This window comes from Bradyrhizobium sp. WSM2793 (genome assembly GCF_000379585.1).
Lineage (GTDB): Bacteria > Pseudomonadota > Alphaproteobacteria > Rhizobiales > Xanthobacteraceae > Bradyrhizobium.
Genome location: NZ_KB902824.1, coordinates 97431 through 111829 on the forward strand (window position 1 = coordinate 97431; position 14399 = coordinate 111829).

At 65.2% G+C, this 14399-nt stretch carries 15 protein-coding genes; 6 read left to right on the forward strand and 9 right to left on the reverse strand.

The genetic code is table 11. The features are described from left to right. Positions 1 to 394: 394 nt before the first annotated feature. The gene (locus A3AS_RS0138020; RefSeq protein ID WP_018322664.1) at positions 395 to 1582 is read left to right on the forward strand and encodes a CaiB/BaiF CoA-transferase family protein; all 1188 of its coding nucleotides are present in this window, start codon (positions 395 to 397) and stop codon (positions 1580 to 1582) included. On the opposite strand, the gene A3AS_RS0138025 is transcribed toward A3AS_RS0138020, so the two are convergent. Next, entirely contained in the window at positions 1579 to 2301 is a 723-nt protein-coding gene (locus tag A3AS_RS0138025) for a DUF72 domain-containing protein (RefSeq protein WP_018322665.1), read from the reverse strand. The two genes, A3AS_RS0138020 and A3AS_RS0138025, sit on opposite strands and share 4 nt — an antisense overlap. Before the next feature lie 92 nt (positions 2302 to 2393). Between A3AS_RS0138025 and A3AS_RS0138030 the strand changes: the two genes are divergently transcribed. Continuing rightward, on the forward strand, positions 2394 to 2609 hold the full coding sequence (locus A3AS_RS0138030; protein ID WP_018322666.1) for a hypothetical protein: 216 nt from the start codon (positions 2394 to 2396) through the stop codon (positions 2607 to 2609). Between the two features lies 1 nt (position 2610). On the opposite strand, the gene A3AS_RS0138035 is transcribed toward A3AS_RS0138030, so the two are convergent. The 3 genes from A3AS_RS0138035 to A3AS_RS0138045 form a co-directional block, all read right to left on the reverse strand. Then, positions 2611 to 3759, reverse strand: a complete 1149-nt coding sequence (locus tag A3AS_RS0138035; RefSeq protein WP_018322667.1) for an amidohydrolase — start codon at positions 3757 to 3759, stop codon at positions 2611 to 2613. Positions 3760 to 4038: 279 nt separating this feature from the next. Then, the gene (locus A3AS_RS0138040; RefSeq protein ID WP_018322668.1) at positions 4039 to 5127 is read right to left on the reverse strand and encodes a mandelate racemase/muconate lactonizing enzyme family protein; all 1089 of its coding nucleotides are present in this window, start codon (positions 5125 to 5127) and stop codon (positions 4039 to 4041) included. A gap of 151 nt (positions 5128 to 5278) precedes the next feature. Next, positions 5279 to 6472 (reverse strand): M20/M25/M40 family metallo-hydrolase, encoded by a 1194-nt coding sequence (locus A3AS_RS0138045; protein ID WP_026202788.1) that lies wholly within the window; start codon positions 6470 to 6472, stop codon positions 5279 to 5281. 239 nt (positions 6473 to 6711) lie between these two features. On the opposite strand from A3AS_RS0138045, the gene A3AS_RS0138050 reads away from it, so the two are divergent. Further along, complete coding sequence (locus tag A3AS_RS0138050) at positions 6712 to 7599, forward strand: outer membrane protein (RefSeq protein ID WP_018322670.1); 888 nt, start codon at positions 6712 to 6714, stop codon at positions 7597 to 7599. 54 nt (positions 7600 to 7653) lie between these two features. Here A3AS_RS0138050 and A3AS_RS0138055 read toward each other — a convergent pair whose 3' ends face one another. The 3 genes from A3AS_RS0138055 to A3AS_RS48695 all read right to left on the reverse strand — a co-directional run bounded on the left by A3AS_RS0138055 (position 7654) and on the right by A3AS_RS48695 (position 10939). After that, positions 7654 to 8904, reverse strand: a complete 1251-nt coding sequence (locus A3AS_RS0138055) for an MFS transporter (protein ID WP_018322671.1) — start codon at positions 8902 to 8904, stop codon at positions 7654 to 7656. Positions 8905 to 9130: 226 nt separating this feature from the next. Beyond that, positions 9131 to 10651, reverse strand: coding sequence for a CYTH and CHAD domain-containing protein (locus A3AS_RS0138060; protein WP_026202790.1), 1521 nt, complete (start codon positions 10649 to 10651; stop codon positions 9131 to 9133). Positions 10652 to 10675: 24 nt separating this feature from the next. Beyond that, complete coding sequence (locus tag A3AS_RS48695) at positions 10676 to 10939, reverse strand: hypothetical protein (RefSeq protein ID WP_198293760.1); 264 nt, start codon at positions 10937 to 10939, stop codon at positions 10676 to 10678. Here A3AS_RS48695 and A3AS_RS44395 point away from each other — a divergent pair. From A3AS_RS44395 to A3AS_RS0138075, 3 genes are all read left to right on the forward strand, one after another. Next, a complete protein-coding gene (locus tag A3AS_RS44395) occupies positions 10938 to 12356 on the forward strand; it encodes a TAXI family TRAP transporter solute-binding subunit (protein WP_049815110.1) in 1419 nt (472 codons plus the stop codon). The genes A3AS_RS48695 and A3AS_RS44395 overlap by 2 nt on opposite strands. Positions 12357 to 12628: 272 nt before the next feature. After that, on the forward strand, positions 12629 to 12856 hold the full coding sequence (locus A3AS_RS44400) for a DUF3606 domain-containing protein (protein ID WP_018322674.1): 228 nt from the start codon (positions 12629 to 12631) through the stop codon (positions 12854 to 12856). Positions 12857 to 13051: 195 nt separating this feature from the next. Next, positions 13052 to 13216: a hypothetical protein gene (locus A3AS_RS0138075; RefSeq protein WP_245283389.1), complete on the forward strand. Its 165-nt coding sequence runs from the start codon at positions 13052 to 13054 to the stop codon at positions 13214 to 13216. Between the two features lie 117 nt (positions 13217 to 13333). On the opposite strand, the gene A3AS_RS0138080 is transcribed toward A3AS_RS0138075, so the two are convergent. Together A3AS_RS0138080 and A3AS_RS0138085 are read right to left on the reverse strand one after the other, a co-directional pair. After that, positions 13334 to 13702 carry an avidin/streptavidin family protein gene (locus A3AS_RS0138080; RefSeq protein WP_018322676.1) on the reverse strand — a complete coding sequence of 123 codons (369 nt, stop codon included), beginning with the start codon at positions 13700 to 13702 and terminating at the stop codon, positions 13334 to 13336. A 142-nt stretch (positions 13703 to 13844) separates the two neighbouring features. Further along, on the reverse strand, positions 13845 to 14285 hold the full coding sequence (locus tag A3AS_RS0138085) for a CBS domain-containing protein (RefSeq protein WP_026202791.1): 441 nt from the start codon (positions 14283 to 14285) through the stop codon (positions 13845 to 13847). Positions 14286 to 14399 lie beyond the last annotated feature (114 nt).

Below are 14399 nucleotides of genomic sequence, written 5' to 3' on the forward strand. Positions count from 1 at the left end.
GCTTAGATGAGCCCGTGCAGCTCATCACGAGCAGGCTTGAGTCAGCTCAATGCAACGCAGCTCATCGGTGGCCAGAGTGCGCCAAAATGCCCGTTTGAGCTTTTGCATGCCGTCCTTCCCTCACGATGTTACGGCGCACCTTGAGGCTCTCGTCTTGCTGCGGCTGGTCCTGGCGATCGGTTGAATGAGCATGGCGATGATCCTTGCGCCGCGGTCCGGCGGGTTTCGGGGAAGCGCTCAGACGAGACCTCAGCGCGCACGGTTTCCCTGTCGAGAAGCGTTTCATCAGGAACTGTTCGCGATGCGATGATGAAAGTCGCGCGTGCATCCCGCTTCCCAACTTGCCCTGGCAGCCAGTCCCTGTAATCTGCGGAAAACAACAGGGAAGGAATCGATGGGAGGTGTTCTGGAGGGCGTGCGCGTGCTCGATTTCGGGCGCTATATCGCAGGGCCCTATTGCGCGACATTGCTGGCCGAATTCGGCGCCGAGGTCATTCGCGTGGAGAAGCGCGAGGGCAGCGAGGATCGGTACGTCGCGCCGGTCGGCGAAGGCGGCGAGGGCGCGTTGTTCCTCCAGGTCAACCGCAACAAGAAGTGCATCACGCTCGATCCGATGAAGCCGGAAGGGCAGGAGGTGATGCGCCGCCTGGTTGCGACCGCGGACGTCGTCGTCGCCAACCTGCCGCCGCAGACCCTGCGCGCGATGAAGCTCGACTACGAGTCCTTGAAGGCGATCAAGCCCGACATCATCCTGACGACCGCAACCGCGTTCGGCGGGCCGGGCCCCTGGTCCGACCGCGTCGGCTTCGACGGCGTCGGGCAGGTGATGTCGGGATCGGTCTACATGACCGGCACCGGCGATCCGCCGTACCGGGCCGCGGTGAACTGGGTCGATTTCGGCACCGCGCTGCATTGCGCGTTCGGCACGCTCGCCGCGCTGATCGAGCGCGGCAAATCCGGGCGCGGGCAGATCGTCGAGGGCGCGCTGCTCGCAACCGCGCTGTCCTTCACCAACGCGACGCTGATCGAGCAGGCCGTCATCAACGTCAATCGCGTGCCGACGGGCAATCTCGGCCAGACCGCAGCGCCCGCCGACATCTACCGCACCCGGGACGGCTGGGTGCTGTGCCAGGTCACGGGGCATCCGCTGTTCAAGCGCTGGGCGAGGCTGATGGGCGAGGAGGAGCTGTGGTTGAACGATGCCCGCTTTGCCGACGACATCAGCCGCGGCAATAACGGCGCTGTCATCAGCGAGCGGATGGCGCGCTGGTGCGCCGAGCGCACCACGCAGGAAGCGGTCGATGCGCTGGGCCAGGCCATGATCCCGACCGGGCCCGTCCTCTCACCGCAACAGGCGCTGGATCACCCGCACATCCGCGCCGCCGGCTTCATGCAGGACGTCGATTATCCCGGCCTGCCGAAGCCCGCCCCGGTGACGCGTGCCGCCGTCCGGCTGTCGGAAACGCCGGGCGAGATCGCGAGCCGCCCGCCGACGCTCGGCGAGCATACGGATCGCGTTCTCGCCGAGCTCGGCTATGACGCGGCCGCGATCGCGGCGCTTCGGCAAAGCGGTGTCATCTAGAGCAGTTGCTTCAACGCCTTGGCGTCCGCGGGTGCCGCGCTCTTCTGGTCGTTGTCGAAATAGACATAGACGTCGCAGCCCTGCCGCTTCCACGACTTGATGCGCTTCGCCCATTGCGCCAGCGCCGCCCTGGTATAGTGCCCGTGATAGCGCCCGCCCGGCCCGTGCCCGCGCACATAGACGAAATCCGCCGTGCGCTTCCATGGCGCGGGCGCATCGTGATGGTCGGACAGGCAAAGCGACATGTTCTCGTCGGCCAGCATTTTGAGGATGCGCGGCTGATACCAGCTCGGATGCCGGAATTCGAAGCTGTAACGCCGTTTCCGTGACAACAGCTTGAAGAAGGAGGCGAGGCGGTCCGCATCCGCCTGGAATTGCGGCGGCAGCTGGAACAGGATCGGGCCGGCCTTGCCGCCGAGCCGTGAGATGCGGTCCTCCAGCAGCTCGAGGCTGTTGACCGAGCGCTCCGACAGGCGCTTCCAGTGCGTGATGAATTTCGACGCCTTCCAGGCGAAGACGAAATCGCGGCCGGTCTGCTCGCGCCAGCCTTTCACCGCTTCAGGCGTCGGCGTGCGGTAGAACACGCCGTTCAGCTCCGTCGTGTCGAACTGTCCGGCGTAGTAGCTAAGCTGTTGCTTCAACGTCACGCCTTCAGGGAAGAACGGGCCGCGCCAGGAGTCGTAATGCCAGCCCGAAGTTCCGACCAGAACGCGCGCCATGGTTTCCGTGCCCTCCGTTGCCTTTGCCGGAAAGGAACGTCCAGGCAGCCGATACGTTGCTGGTGAACCCGCCAACGCAAGGACCGGAACCGATGTACGCGCTGTTCGAAGGCAACAAGCAGATCGGCGATCCCTTTCCGACCGAGAAAGAGGTGTGGGAAGCCGCCTTGATCGAGGGCCTCGTGACCGACGTTCCGGTCGCGGACGAGGAGGGCGGCCGGCTTCTCCCTGCCGGATATCACGTGGCGCCCGTCGAGGAGACGTTCGCGCCGCGGTCGGATTGGAAGCTGCCGCGCGAGATCTCGTGACCTAGTTCGACGCCAGCGCCGTCTTGGCGACTTCCGCCATCCAGCCGGAGGCGACGGGCAGGATCGCGTCGTTGAAATCGTAGCACGGGCCGTGCAGCTCGGCGCCGTCGCGCAATTCGCCATTGCCGATCCAGACGAAGGCGCCCGGCCGCTGCTGGAGATAGTGGGCAAAATCCTCGCCGGCCATGCTGGGCGCGAGGTCGCGCCGCACCTCGGCCTGCACCTTCTCGGCAGCGATGCGCGCAAGCGCGGCCTCATCAGGCGTGTTGATCACGACGCCGACGCCCATCACGATCTCGGGTGTCACCTTGACGCCAAAGCTGGTCGCGATGCCGGCGCAGGTCCGTTCGATGCCGTCGAGGATGACGTGCTTGACCGCCTCGCGATGGTACCGCAGCGTGCCGCGGATGGTGACGCGTCCGGCGATCTGGTTCGGCGCGGTGCCGCCCTCGATGGTGCAGAGCGACAGCACGGCGGTGTCGAGCGGATCGACGCCGCGCGAGACGACCGATTGCAGCGCCACGATCAGATGGCCCGCCGCCATCACCGGATCGCGCGTCAGGTGCGGCATGCCGGCGTGGCCGGCATGGCCCTCGATGGTGATGGTGATGCGTCCGCCGGAGGCCATGACGACGCCGTCATGCACGGCGATGGTGCCGGCGGCAAGGCCCGGCCAATTATGAAAGCCGAACACGCGTTCCATCGGAAAGCGGTCGAACAGCCCGGCCGCGACCATCGCGCGCGAGCCGCCGAAACCTTCCTCCGCCGGCTGGAAGATGAAATCGACCGTGCCGCTCCAGCTGCTGTCAGCGGCGAGCAGCGCAGCGGCGCCGAGCAGCGAGGCGGTGTGCCCGTCGTGGCCGCAGGCATGCATCACGCCTGATGTCCTGGAGGCGTAGGCAAGCCCGGTATCTTCGGTGATCGGCAGTGCATCCATGTCGGCGCGCAAGCCGACGCGGCTGCGCGCATGCCCGCGCGTCAAGGTCGCGACGATGCCGTGGCCGCCGATGCCCGCCTCGAAGGGAATCCCGAGCTCGATGAGCTTGTCCTGCACGAAGGCGGCGGTCTCCTTCTCCTGGAGCGACAGCTCCGGGTGCGCGTGGAGGTGCCGGCGCCACGCGGTCAGTTTCTGGTGCAGCTCGGGTGTCAAGGAGGGGATCTTTCGCAAAAGTGTTGGTTGCCGCCACCATAGCGGATTATCCGTGGCCCGCATCAAGCGCGTTGGAATGCCTCGCGTGCAGCAACGCGCTTCGTCGGCGTGAGATCAGGTTCGACGGTGCCGCGGGGAAAGGTGCGCCCCCTCTCCCGCTTGCGGGGGAGGGTCGGGGTGGGGGTGCCTCCGCGGTGGGATTCCCGACGAGGAGAAAGCCCTCGCCCGCGCCCTTCGGCGCGACCTCTCCCGCAAGCGGGAGAGGTTAGGACACCGAGTCTAAGGCGCCAGCTTCGCCAGCCCCGACCAGTCGAAGCTGATGCCGTGCCCGGGCCGGTCCGGCGCCAGCGCCTTGCCCTCCTGCAGCACCAGCGGGTGCTCGATGTACTTGTCGAGCCCGAAGCCGTGCGCCTCCAGATAGGATCGGTTCGGGCAGGCCGCGAGCAGGTGCACGGTGATGTCGTGCGCGCCGTGGCTTGTGACGGGCAGGTTGAACGCTTCCGCCAGCCGCGCGATCTTCATGAAGGCGGAAACGCCGCCGCAATTGGTGACGTCAGGCTCGGGATAGGACACCGCGCCACTGGCGATGTAGCTCTTGAACTCCCACAGCGAGCGCAAATTCTCGCCCGCCGCGATCGGCACGCCGCCGGCCTGCATGATGCGCGCGTGGCCGGCGACGTCGTCGGGGATGATCGGCTCCTCGAGCCAGGTGAGGTCGTAGGGAACGAAGGCGCGCGCCGCGCGGATCGCCTCTTCGACCGTCCATTTCATGTTGGCGTCCACCATCAGCGGAAAACCGTCGCCGAGGTGCTGTCGCATCGCGGAGACCTTCGCGACGTCGGATTTGAGATCGGGCCGGCCGACCTTCATCTTGATGGCGCGAAAGCCCTTGGCGAGATTGCCGTCGGTCTGCCTGAGCAGCGCCTCCACGGAGAGATCGAGGTCGATGCCGCCGGCATAGCACGGCACGCGCGCGTCGAACCCGCCGAGCAATTGGTACAGCGGCAGCTTGGCGCGCCGCGCCTTCAAATCCCACAGCGCGATGTCGAGCGCGGAGAGCGCCAGCACCACGGGCCCGCCACGGCCGCCATAATGCAGCGCCCACCAGACGTGATGCCAGATCGCCTCGTTGTCGTCGGCCTCGCGTCCCTCGACGAGCGGAGGGATCTCGCGCTTGAGGATGTCGGCGACGGCGCCGCCGTTACGGCCCACGGTGTAGGTGTAGCCGACGCCCTCGGCGCCGTCGGCATCACGGATGCGGCAGGTGATCAGCTCGAACGCCGCGATCTCGCCATGGGTGGAGTCGGACAGCGTGACGGGGAGGGGGATCCGGTAGAGCCCGGTCTCGATATTTGCGATGTGCGGCATGTGGCCTCCCTTCTTGTTTTTGTTTCGTAGGGTGGGTTAGCCGAGCAAATGCGCAAAGCGCATGTGCTCGGCGTAACCCACCACTTCTGCTTCCACGGAGACGAACAGTGGTGGGTTATGCCTTCGGCTAACCCACCCTACAGACGGAAACTCACCGCATCGTCGCAAGCTGCACGGCCAGCGCACACGCACGGTCGTATTCGTCGAGATTGATCCATTCGTCGATGGTGTGCGCCTCGTTCTGGCCGGCGCCAAAGGTTACCGTCGGAATGCCGTGGCGGACCATCCAGTTGGCATCCAGGCCGCCATTGGCGGTGCGGACGTTCGGCGTGCCGCCGACCGCGGATACGGCCTCGACCGCGCGCTTGATGACGGGCTGGCTGTCCTTCATGCGGAACGGATAATAGTCGGTCTCGGCCTTGAACTTGACCTTGCCGGACTTGCCTTGCGCGTTCGTCACCTTCTTGGCCGCCTTCTCGAACGCGGCCTTGTAGGCCTTGGTGATCTCCTTGAAGAACTTTCCGTCGTGGCTGCGGCTTTCGCCGCGGACATGCACGTAGTCGGTGACGACATTGGTGGCATCGCCCGCGGGGCGGCCCTCGCCGCCGGTGACGGGGCCGACATTGCTGGTGCCTTGCCGCTTGCCCTTCACCACCTTGCCGAACCAGCCGCCGGCCTTCACCTCGGCAAGCGCGAGCGCCATGATCATGGTCGAGGAGATGCCGCGCTCGGGCGCGACGCCGGCATGCGAGGCGCGCCCCATGATCTCGACGGTCCAGCGGTCGGCGCCGACCGCGCCGATCACGACGTTGGAGGCCGAGCCGCCGTCATAATTGAAAGCCATCACCGGCGAGCCGAGCTCGTCCAGCTTGACGTGACGCGCGCCGTAGAGCCCGCTCTCCTCGCGCACGCAGAACAACAGCGTGATCGGCGGATGGTCGAGCTTGTGCTTCTCGAGCTCGGCCGCCAGCGTCACCAGCACGCCACAGCCGCAGCGATTGTCGCCGCCGAGCGCAGTCTTGGCGGAGTTGACGATCTTGCGGCCCGATTTCTTCGGCTTGGCCCCAGCACACAGCGGCACGGTGTCCATATGGGTCATGAACATGATGCGCGGCTGGTTGTGCAGCGCGCCGCGGCCGGGCAGGTCGACGATCAGGTTGCCGGTCTCGGTCGGCACCGGAATGCGGGTGTTGGCATCGTCGAGCCGGATGGCCTTCGCCGCCACGCCGCTGTCCTTCAGCGCGGCGGTGATCTCACGCCCGATCGCCGCCTCCTGTCCGGTCACGCCCTCGACGGCGAGGAAGCGCATGAGGCGGTCGGTGGCGGCTTTGGTGTCGACAGGCATGAGTTCATTCCCTTGATGCGCGATGCTTGTCAGCATCCCTTGCAGCGCGCCGTTGTGCAAGGCGGGCTCGACGCATGAGGGACGGCGCTGCGTTGCCATGCGCGCATGGTCCCGCAGATGGCGTCGCGTCGCGCGAACACAATGTGTCCGGATGTTGCTGTCAGGTGACAGCGTCGGCTGCGATTCGCTTCTAACTTAAGGGGGTTTCGTGGCGCCGCGGCGCGCCGATATTTGCCGAAATGCTGGGGACGACGATGCGGATCGCGGCCATTGCCGGAAGTGCCTTATTGTTCGGTGTCGTGGCGGCAAATGCCGCGGATATGGCGGTCAAGGCGAGACCCGTGCCGGTCGCTGCGCAGATCTTCAACTGGACCGGCTTCTATGTCGGCGCCAATGTCGGCGGCGCCTGGACTCCCGGCACCGGTGACAGCGATTTCGGACCGCTGTTTCCCGCTTTCGGCGTGCCGCCCCCGGTCGCACCCGTGCTGACGATTGTTCCCGAACAGAGGGGCATTATTCCCGGCGACGGCCGCCACAGCGGTGTCATCGGCGGCGGCCAGATCGGATACAATTGGCAGGTCCAGCAGTTCGTGCTCGGCGTGGAAGCCGACGCGGTCGGCACCGGCTTGAACGGAAGCAGCGGCAGCGCTTCGCGTACCTTCGGCGCCCCGACATTTGCGCCGCCGGTGACGCAGACAGTGACGGTCGATTTCGGTCATATCGACTGGATGGCCACCTTCCGCGGCCGCGCCGGCGTCACGGTGGACCGGGCGCTGTTCTACGTCACCGGCGGCGCCGCCGTTGCCGAGATCGGCGGTTCCAGGACCACCGTTGTCAACGGCCCGGGTATCGGCATTCCGGCGGGAACGTTCACGGCAACGAACGGCTCGACCACGCGCTGGGGCTGGACCGTCGGCGGAGGCATCGAGTGGGCGTTCACCCCGAACTGGAGCCTGGCTGGCGAATATCGCTACACCGACTTCGGCCGCCGCAGCGTCGCCTTCACCGTTCCTGATGGGTTCGGCGGCGTTTTCGCGACGGGGACGTCAAGCTCGCGGCTGACCGTCGAGCAAGCGACCCTCAGGGTCAATTATCGCTTCGGCGGGCCGGTGGTCGCCAGGTACTGAGCTTGGTCGCGGGGATGCTCTGAGAGCGTGCAAGGATGGGGTTGAGCGAAGCGCTCAGCCGGTCCCGCGAAGTGGCAGCGTGTAGGCCAGGAAGACCAGCACGCCGATTGCCAGCATTGCTGCCATGAACAGCAGCACCGCCGGCAATCCCGCGAGTGCTGCTACCGCGCCGGTCACCGACTGCACCAAGGCGGCGCCGAGGAAGAAGGCGAGGTTCACGGCCGCCAGCGCTTTGCCGGTAGTCTGCGCGTCGACCAGCTGCCGCGACATGCCGAATAGCAGCGGCTGGGCGGAGGTCGCAAGGCCGATCAGCACAAACAGAACGAGGTCGTATTGCGGCGGCATCACGGGCACGCCGAACAGAACGGACACGGGGTAATGCGGCGCCCCGAGCGCCATCAGCGCCAGCAGCACCGCCCCGGCCATATGCGAGCCTGCCACCAGCGCGCGGCGGCGGCCGAGCCTGCGATCGATCATGCCGATGCACAGGGGCCCCGCGATCATCGCCAGGGTGAATGCGCCAAGCTGATTGCCGGCCTCAACCCGCGACAAGCCCTTGACGTCCATCAGCCACGGTCCGCCCCACAGGCCGCGCAGCACCAGCGAGGTTGCCAGCGACACCAGCGCGAGCGCAATCAGCCCGCGCAACGGACGTGAGAGGCCGAGCCTGAGCACCTCGATCATCTGCGACAACGGCGAGGTATCGTCCTTGTGCTCGGCCGGCTGCTGCGGCACCAGCGCGAACACGGCGAGCGCGACTGCAACGCCGCCAGCCGCGGATATCCAGAACCCGGCGCGCCAGCCGTAAGCGTCAACCACGAAGGCGAGCGGGCTCGACGACAGCAGCATGCCGATATTGCCGATCGACAGGATCGCGCCCGACCACAGCCCGAAGCGGCCCGCCGACAATTGCTTGGCCGCCAGCGTCATCGGGCACATCAGCATGCCGGACGTGGCAACGCCCAGCATGAACTGCCCGACCGCAAAGCTCGCAGCCCCCGTGGCAAAGCCCGACGCCACCGCGCCGAATACGGTCCCCGCGAGCAGGCTCAGCGACACCGGCCGCACGCCAAACCGGTCCATCGCCGCCCCGACCGGGATCTGCGCTGCGGCAAAGGCGAAAGGATAGATCGAGGTGAGGCTGGCGAGGGCTTGCGGCTCGATGTGGAAATCCGCGGCCATGAGGTCGAGGCTGACGGCGGGAATAGTGCGCAACAAGGTCGAGAGCATATGGCCGCAGGCGAGCGCGAGAAGTGCAAAGATCAGCGTGCGGGTGGCGGTGCCCGCGTCGTCGGTGGTGGCCATGAGCGTCCCGTCCCGGAAGGTTTGGATGGGCGTACATGATGACGAGGCGGGCGCCAATGGCGGCAGCGCGACCCCCTCATTCCGGATTGTGGCGTCTCGGGATCAGCGCGCGGAAGGACGAGATACAGGCAGCCGGCGGTTCGCATCGTCAGTGATGGGCAAGATGGAGCCGAACTGATTTCGCCAGTTGCCGACCCAAGCGATGTCAGTTGCCATGCCGGCCCTCCTACGCTCGCGCACTCGGCATCGCGCGCAGCCGGCGCAACCTGCTCAGCTCCTTCGTTGCGTCCTTCATCAGGCCGTCAGCGGCCTCGCGTTCCTGGCCGACGACGACGCCCGATGCGAAAGCCTGGGCGCGGCGGTGTGCAGGTGGCGCCGTCAGCGCCGCCTCCGTTGCCAGCTCGCGGTGCGCCATGAAGTCGTTCAGCGATCCGAGCGCGGATTGAATCTGCTTCAGGCGGTCGGACAGGGCTGCAAGCTCCTTGCGGTCGCGATCTGCGTAGAGGCTTTCGAAGAAATCAACGGCGTAGCGGATCTTCTTGATCTTGATCCGCAGCTTGTGGCGCCGCATCGGATCCAGATCGTGCAGGCGCTTGCCCTCCTTTCGCGCCTTCCTGATGCGCCGGTCGAGCAACGCCGCGGCGTAAGCGGCGATCGAACGGTCATCATCGCCGTGAGGCCGTCCGCTTCCGATCCACTCGATCACGTCGATCAGCAGGCGGCGGTAAGGCGCCGACATGACCGCATCGCGCGCCCGCTCGAATGCCGCCACCCGTTGCCGGGAGAACCTCTTGCGGATCGCGCGGGCGCCGCGTCGCGGCACGTCCCGTTCGGTGATCGGCCGGATGCTCTCATTCAGGAATACGTCGATTTCACGCGCCGGCGCCAGCTCGCTCGTGAGCCATTTCAGCTCGGCCTTGATCCGCGCGGTGCTGGCCCGCGGAAGGATATCAGCGAACAGCGAGATGGCCGCACGCAGACGCCGCAAGCCGACCCGCATCTGATGAACCCCTTCGGCGTCCATCTCACGCACCGGATCGGCGTTCGCGGTGACCTGATGCAACGTCGAATGTGCGATGACGCGGAACGCCTCGCGCGGTGAGAGTCCGTCCTCCAGCGCGATCGGCTCGGCGTGCTGTGCGCCGCCGCCGCTGCCGGCGACGAGCAGGTAGCCGCGCTCGGATTTCGAACGCAGATCGAGCTCCGCCCCGGTTTTGCGTTCGAGATCGCGGGCAAGGCGGAACAGGTCCGCGACATGCCCGGACTTCAGTTCCAGCTCCAACTCGGCGACGGGCCGCGACCGGTGACCGGCGCTGATGCGGCCACGGTCGACCGCCAGTTCGATCTGGCTCTTCCGGACGCGTCGCGCCTGCGCCAGTCGATGAATGTCGGTCTGGAAGACCGGCTTCAGCTTGCGAGGAAGCTTTCGCGTCGCAAGATCCCGGAGCGGCGTGTGTCCCGTCTTATTCAGGTCGGGACGTGCACCGGAAACCTCGTGCTCCCATTCGCCCCGCTTCACGCCATCCGTGCCGCCGGCTTTCACGGTCTGCACGTAGCGCCCCTCGATCTTGCGGACGCGCAGCGTCAGGCCATGGCGCCTGAGCTTGTGCTTGGTCGTATCGTAGTAGGTCGACACGAGCGACTGCTCGGACTGGTCGCCGCGCCGCCCACTCAAACCGCCCGTCCGCAACACTGACGACAATTTTCGCGGCGCAACGCGGAATTTAAGTTCCGTTTCGGAGGCCATGGCGAATTCTTTCGTTTGCTGAATTCAAAGCGGTGCCGGCTCGGGAAGTTCCGGGCCCGCCAGCTTTTCGACCCGCACGCCGCTGCGGGAGCCGCAAAGGCACGGAAACTTCACGCGATTGAAGGCAACGCCATGAACTGAAGCGGCGCCCTGGGCCGAACCAACGCAATCGCGATCCTCGTCACCGTTCGCGCGTACGGACCAGGCCGGAAGCCAGAGATTGTTCCCGGGAAAACGTGGTATCCTGCGGAACAGGGAGAACCCCGATCTGCGGTTGGCGGCGGCCATGTCTTCGTCCGAGAGTCCGAGTAAAACGACCAGTGAGGCGGCCCGCCGCGAGCGGAGAAGAAGCAATTCCTTACTGTTGGTCCTCGCCGTTGGATTTCTCATTTTTGCCGCCGCAGCGGGCGCGCTCTATTATGCGTTGCGGCCGGACGTCCTCCGGATCGCCGTTGGACCACCCGGCAGCGATGACGACAAAGTCATTCAGGCGATGGCCGATGCCTTCGCGAGCGAAAGCCGCACTGTCAGGCTGCTTCCCGTCAAAACCGACGGGGCGGTGGAGTCTCTCGCCCTGCTTGGGGCAGGCAAGGCCGACCTTGCCGTCGGCCGCGGCGATCTGGACATGCCCGCCGAGGCACAGACCGTCGCCGTCGTGCGCAAGAACTTCGTCGTGCTGTGGACTCCGTCTGGAGCCGCCGGCAAGAGCTCGAAAAGAAAGCCCTTGCCGAGAATCAAGGAGGTCGCCGATCTCGCAGGGCGCCGTGTCGGCGTGATCGGCCGGACCCCGGCAAATGCCGCATTGCTACGCGTCATCCTGAGCGCCTCCGGAGTGGAGGCGGACAAGGTCGTCGTGACACACTTCGGCACGGACCAGACCGAGGAGCTGGCACGCGATCTGACCATCGATGCCTTCATGGCGGTCGGGCCGCTCGACAGCAAAATCACGTCCGATGCCGTGGCTGCAACGGCGCGCCTGCGCGGCGAGCCGAGATTTCTCGCCATCGAGACATCGGAAGCGATCGCCCTGAAGCATCCGCGGTATGAATCGGAGGAAATTCCGCCCAGCGTCTTCAAGCCGGATCCGGCCTGGCCGGGTGACAAGGTCGAAACCGTCAGCGTCAGCCACCTCATCGTCGGGAGAAAGTCCCTGCCTGAAACGACAGTCGCCGCCTTTTTCCGCCAGCTCTTTGCCGTTCGCCAGGCGATTGCAAGACAGGTCCCGGGTGCTGCGCATATTACCAAGCCTGATGTCGACAAGGACACGGAGCTGCCGGTGCATCGGGGAGCGGCGGCTGTCATCGACGGCAACGAACGTACCTTCCTCGACCGATACGGCGATTACTTCTGGTTCGGGCTGCTGCTTCTTTCCGGGATCGGCTCGGCCGCCGCCTGGTTGCGTCGCTATTTGAATCGCGACGAAAGAGAGGAAACCAACGACCATCGCAAGAGAATCCTGGCCATGGTGTCCAGCGCGCGAACCGCGGGATCGAGCCAGGAGCTTCTGGTTCTGCAGCGCGAGGCCGACGCCATCATAGCTGAAACGCTCGAATGCTACGACGACGGCGCTATCGAAGAGGAGGAACTCGCAGCATTCGGTCTGGTGCTCGGCCTGTTGAGCAGCGCCATCGCGGAGAGACGAGCCGCGCTGCAGCGTGCCAACTTCGAAACCGTTCGAGGCGCGGCGAGCGCGCCGCGAGGATGAGGCGCCCTCTGAAGCTGCCGCTGTCGATCTCTGCGACGCATCGGCCCGCAAATGCCAACGGATCGAGGGGCGGAGCGGCCTGGATCAACTTCTGCTTGTGTGCATGGGCTTCCGGCGCAGTCGAAGTTCTCCGCCCCGACTACACATCCTTCTGTCGATCGTGACGCTCTCGTCGCCGTTTCGCTTATTCCATCATTCGGTGCCGGCGCTGTTCGGGAAGAATCGGAACAAAACGGACATCATCGCTCTTACTCTAGCAAGGAGACCTGCTCATGCTGTGCTCAAGGCCGCCACGGGTCATTCGCACGACGCTTGATCTTGCGGACGCAAAGCAGGTCAAGTCCGTTCGAAGGCGCCTCAAGATCTCCGATGCCGATCTGATCAGGATCGTCGAAAAGATCGGCAACTCTCTGACGGCCATAGAGAAGGAAGTTCAGCTCGAAAAGCTCGAACCGGCGGAGCAGTGCAGCGCCAAGAGTGGCCTCACGTTCCCCGGATAGATTCAGTCATTCCATAGAAAAGGAGAACTGCAATGAACGGCCTGATTTACCTCGTAGGACTCATTGTCGTGATCGCGGCCATTCTGTCATTCTTTGGCTTGCGTTGACCGCTCTCTTTTCTACTAGCCGACGCGCCACCTGTCTGGGTGAATTATTTGGCAACTTCGCGTGCATCAAATGGATGATTTGCACCAGGTGAATACCATCATCGCCACGACCATTTGCGCGTTCTTCAAGGGACATCCCGACGCGCAGATCGGGACCGAAGAGGCCAAGCTGCTGGCGAAGCAGATTGCCCAGGCGCTGGATGAGGCAGGGCTGCAGATTTCCCCAGTCGATCCGACAAGCGCGCCGCGCTAGCTTTTCGGCCGGCAACCGGTGATGTGCGGGGTGAACGCCTCGCGCAATTGTCGACGGCAAGGACGGGCGCCCAAGGACGGGCGGCAATGGCACCAACGGGACCCGCTTCCTCGTGCTTCAGGTCCGTTCGAACGTATCGACGTTCGTTGTCACGGCGCGCCACCAGTTCACTGGTTTGAGCTTCGCCGGGTCGCCCTCTCTGGACGCGCTCAGCGCTTGGTCTGCGATCACGAACCAGGCGGTCTCCATCTTTCTGTGACGCAGCAATCCGGTATAGGAGACGGCGCGGTCGCCCGTCACAGACGAGCCCACTGCGACAAAGGCGATGCAATTGCCTTTATGAAATCCGGTGATGGGCACTGCTTGGCCGTAGAAGCCGCTGTCGTCGAGCGCGGTCTCGAAATTCCCCTCGATGCGGCCGTTCGCATCATCGGTGATGCGTAAGATGGAGCCGAATTGATTTCGCCAATCGCCGACCCAGGTCATGTCGGTTCTCCTACGCTCGTCGATTTGGCTCGGCGCGCAGCCGGGCGGCCTGTGCAGTTCCTTTGCGACACAGTCCGATTGCGGTTGGCTGCGGCCTACGTACGGCTCGGGACGCCGGCATTCCAAGGCGCGACGGCCTGCTTCAGCCGGAGATCGCGCCTGCGTGCTGTCCGCCTGCTCGCGAAATTCCGTGCAGCGCCTTCGCCGCACCGTCGCCGGGCCTGCACCCGGCGATATCGCCGAGTGCGATGATGCCGACCAGCCGCTTGTCTCGATTGAGCACCGGCAGGCGCCGCACCTGAATGTCGGCCATGTTACGGGTGACCTCTTCGATGTCCTGGTCCTCGTAGCAGTATTTGACGTCTGTGGTCATGACGTTCCGCACTGGCGCGTCCGGCCCCAGGCCCATCGCGACCCCTCGCGTTGCGATATCGCGGTCCGAGATCATACCGACAAGGTGATCATATTCAGCCACGGGCAGCAGGCCGACATTGAGCGCCGCCATCGCCTCGGCTGCGTCCTTGATGGTGTCCTGTGGGGTGCAAAGCTGCACGTCGGGAGTCATGACATCGCTGACTCTCATGGAAATCTCCATCGCTGATAGGCCGCCAACAAAATGCGCCGGCGGTCGTTCCTCAGGAACAGGTCGCAAATGGCGACGAGTTCCCGAAGTCATGATGCAGGGCAATGATTGTCC

What these genes read in the sequence shown, in the direction of transcription:
- A3AS_RS0138020 (WP_018322664.1), top strand. Translation starts at nt 395, where the DNA reads ATGGGAGGTGTTCTGGAGGGCGTGCGCGTGCTCGATTTCGGGCGCTAT.
- A3AS_RS0138025 (WP_018322665.1), bottom strand. Translation starts at nt 2,301, where the DNA reads ATGGCGCGCGTTCTGGTCGGAACTTCGGGCTGGCATTACGACTCCTGG.
- A3AS_RS0138030 (WP_018322666.1), top strand. Translation starts at nt 2,394, where the DNA reads ATGTACGCGCTGTTCGAAGGCAACAAGCAGATCGGCGATCCCTTTCCG.
- A3AS_RS0138040 (WP_018322668.1), bottom strand. Translation starts at nt 5,127, where the DNA reads ATGCCGCACATCGCAAATATCGAGACCGGGCTCTACCGGATCCCCCTC.
- A3AS_RS0138045 (WP_026202788.1), bottom strand. Translation starts at nt 6,472, where the DNA reads ATGCCTGTCGACACCAAAGCCGCCACCGACCGCCTCATGCGCTTCCTC.
- A3AS_RS0138050 (WP_018322670.1), top strand. Translation starts at nt 6,712, where the DNA reads ATGCTGGGGACGACGATGCGGATCGCGGCCATTGCCGGAAGTGCCTTA.
- A3AS_RS0138055 (WP_018322671.1), bottom strand. Translation starts at nt 8,904, where the DNA reads ATGGCCACCACCGACGACGCGGGCACCGCCACCCGCACGCTGATCTTT.
- A3AS_RS0138060 (WP_026202790.1), bottom strand. Translation starts at nt 10,651, where the DNA reads ATGGCCTCCGAAACGGAACTTAAATTCCGCGTTGCGCCGCGAAAATTG.
- A3AS_RS44395 (WP_049815110.1), top strand. Translation starts at nt 10,938, where the DNA reads ATGTCTTCGTCCGAGAGTCCGAGTAAAACGACCAGTGAGGCGGCCCGC.
- A3AS_RS48695 (WP_198293760.1), bottom strand. Translation starts at nt 10,939, where the DNA reads ATGGCCGCCGCCAACCGCAGATCGGGGTTCTCCCTGTTCCGCAGGATA.
- A3AS_RS44400 (WP_018322674.1), top strand. Translation starts at nt 12,629, where the DNA reads ATGCTGTGCTCAAGGCCGCCACGGGTCATTCGCACGACGCTTGATCTT.
- A3AS_RS0138080 (WP_018322676.1), bottom strand. Translation starts at nt 13,702, where the DNA reads ATGACCTGGGTCGGCGATTGGCGAAATCAATTCGGCTCCATCTTACGC.
- A3AS_RS0138085 (WP_026202791.1), bottom strand. Translation starts at nt 14,285, where the DNA reads ATGAGAGTCAGCGATGTCATGACTCCCGACGTGCAGCTTTGCACCCCA.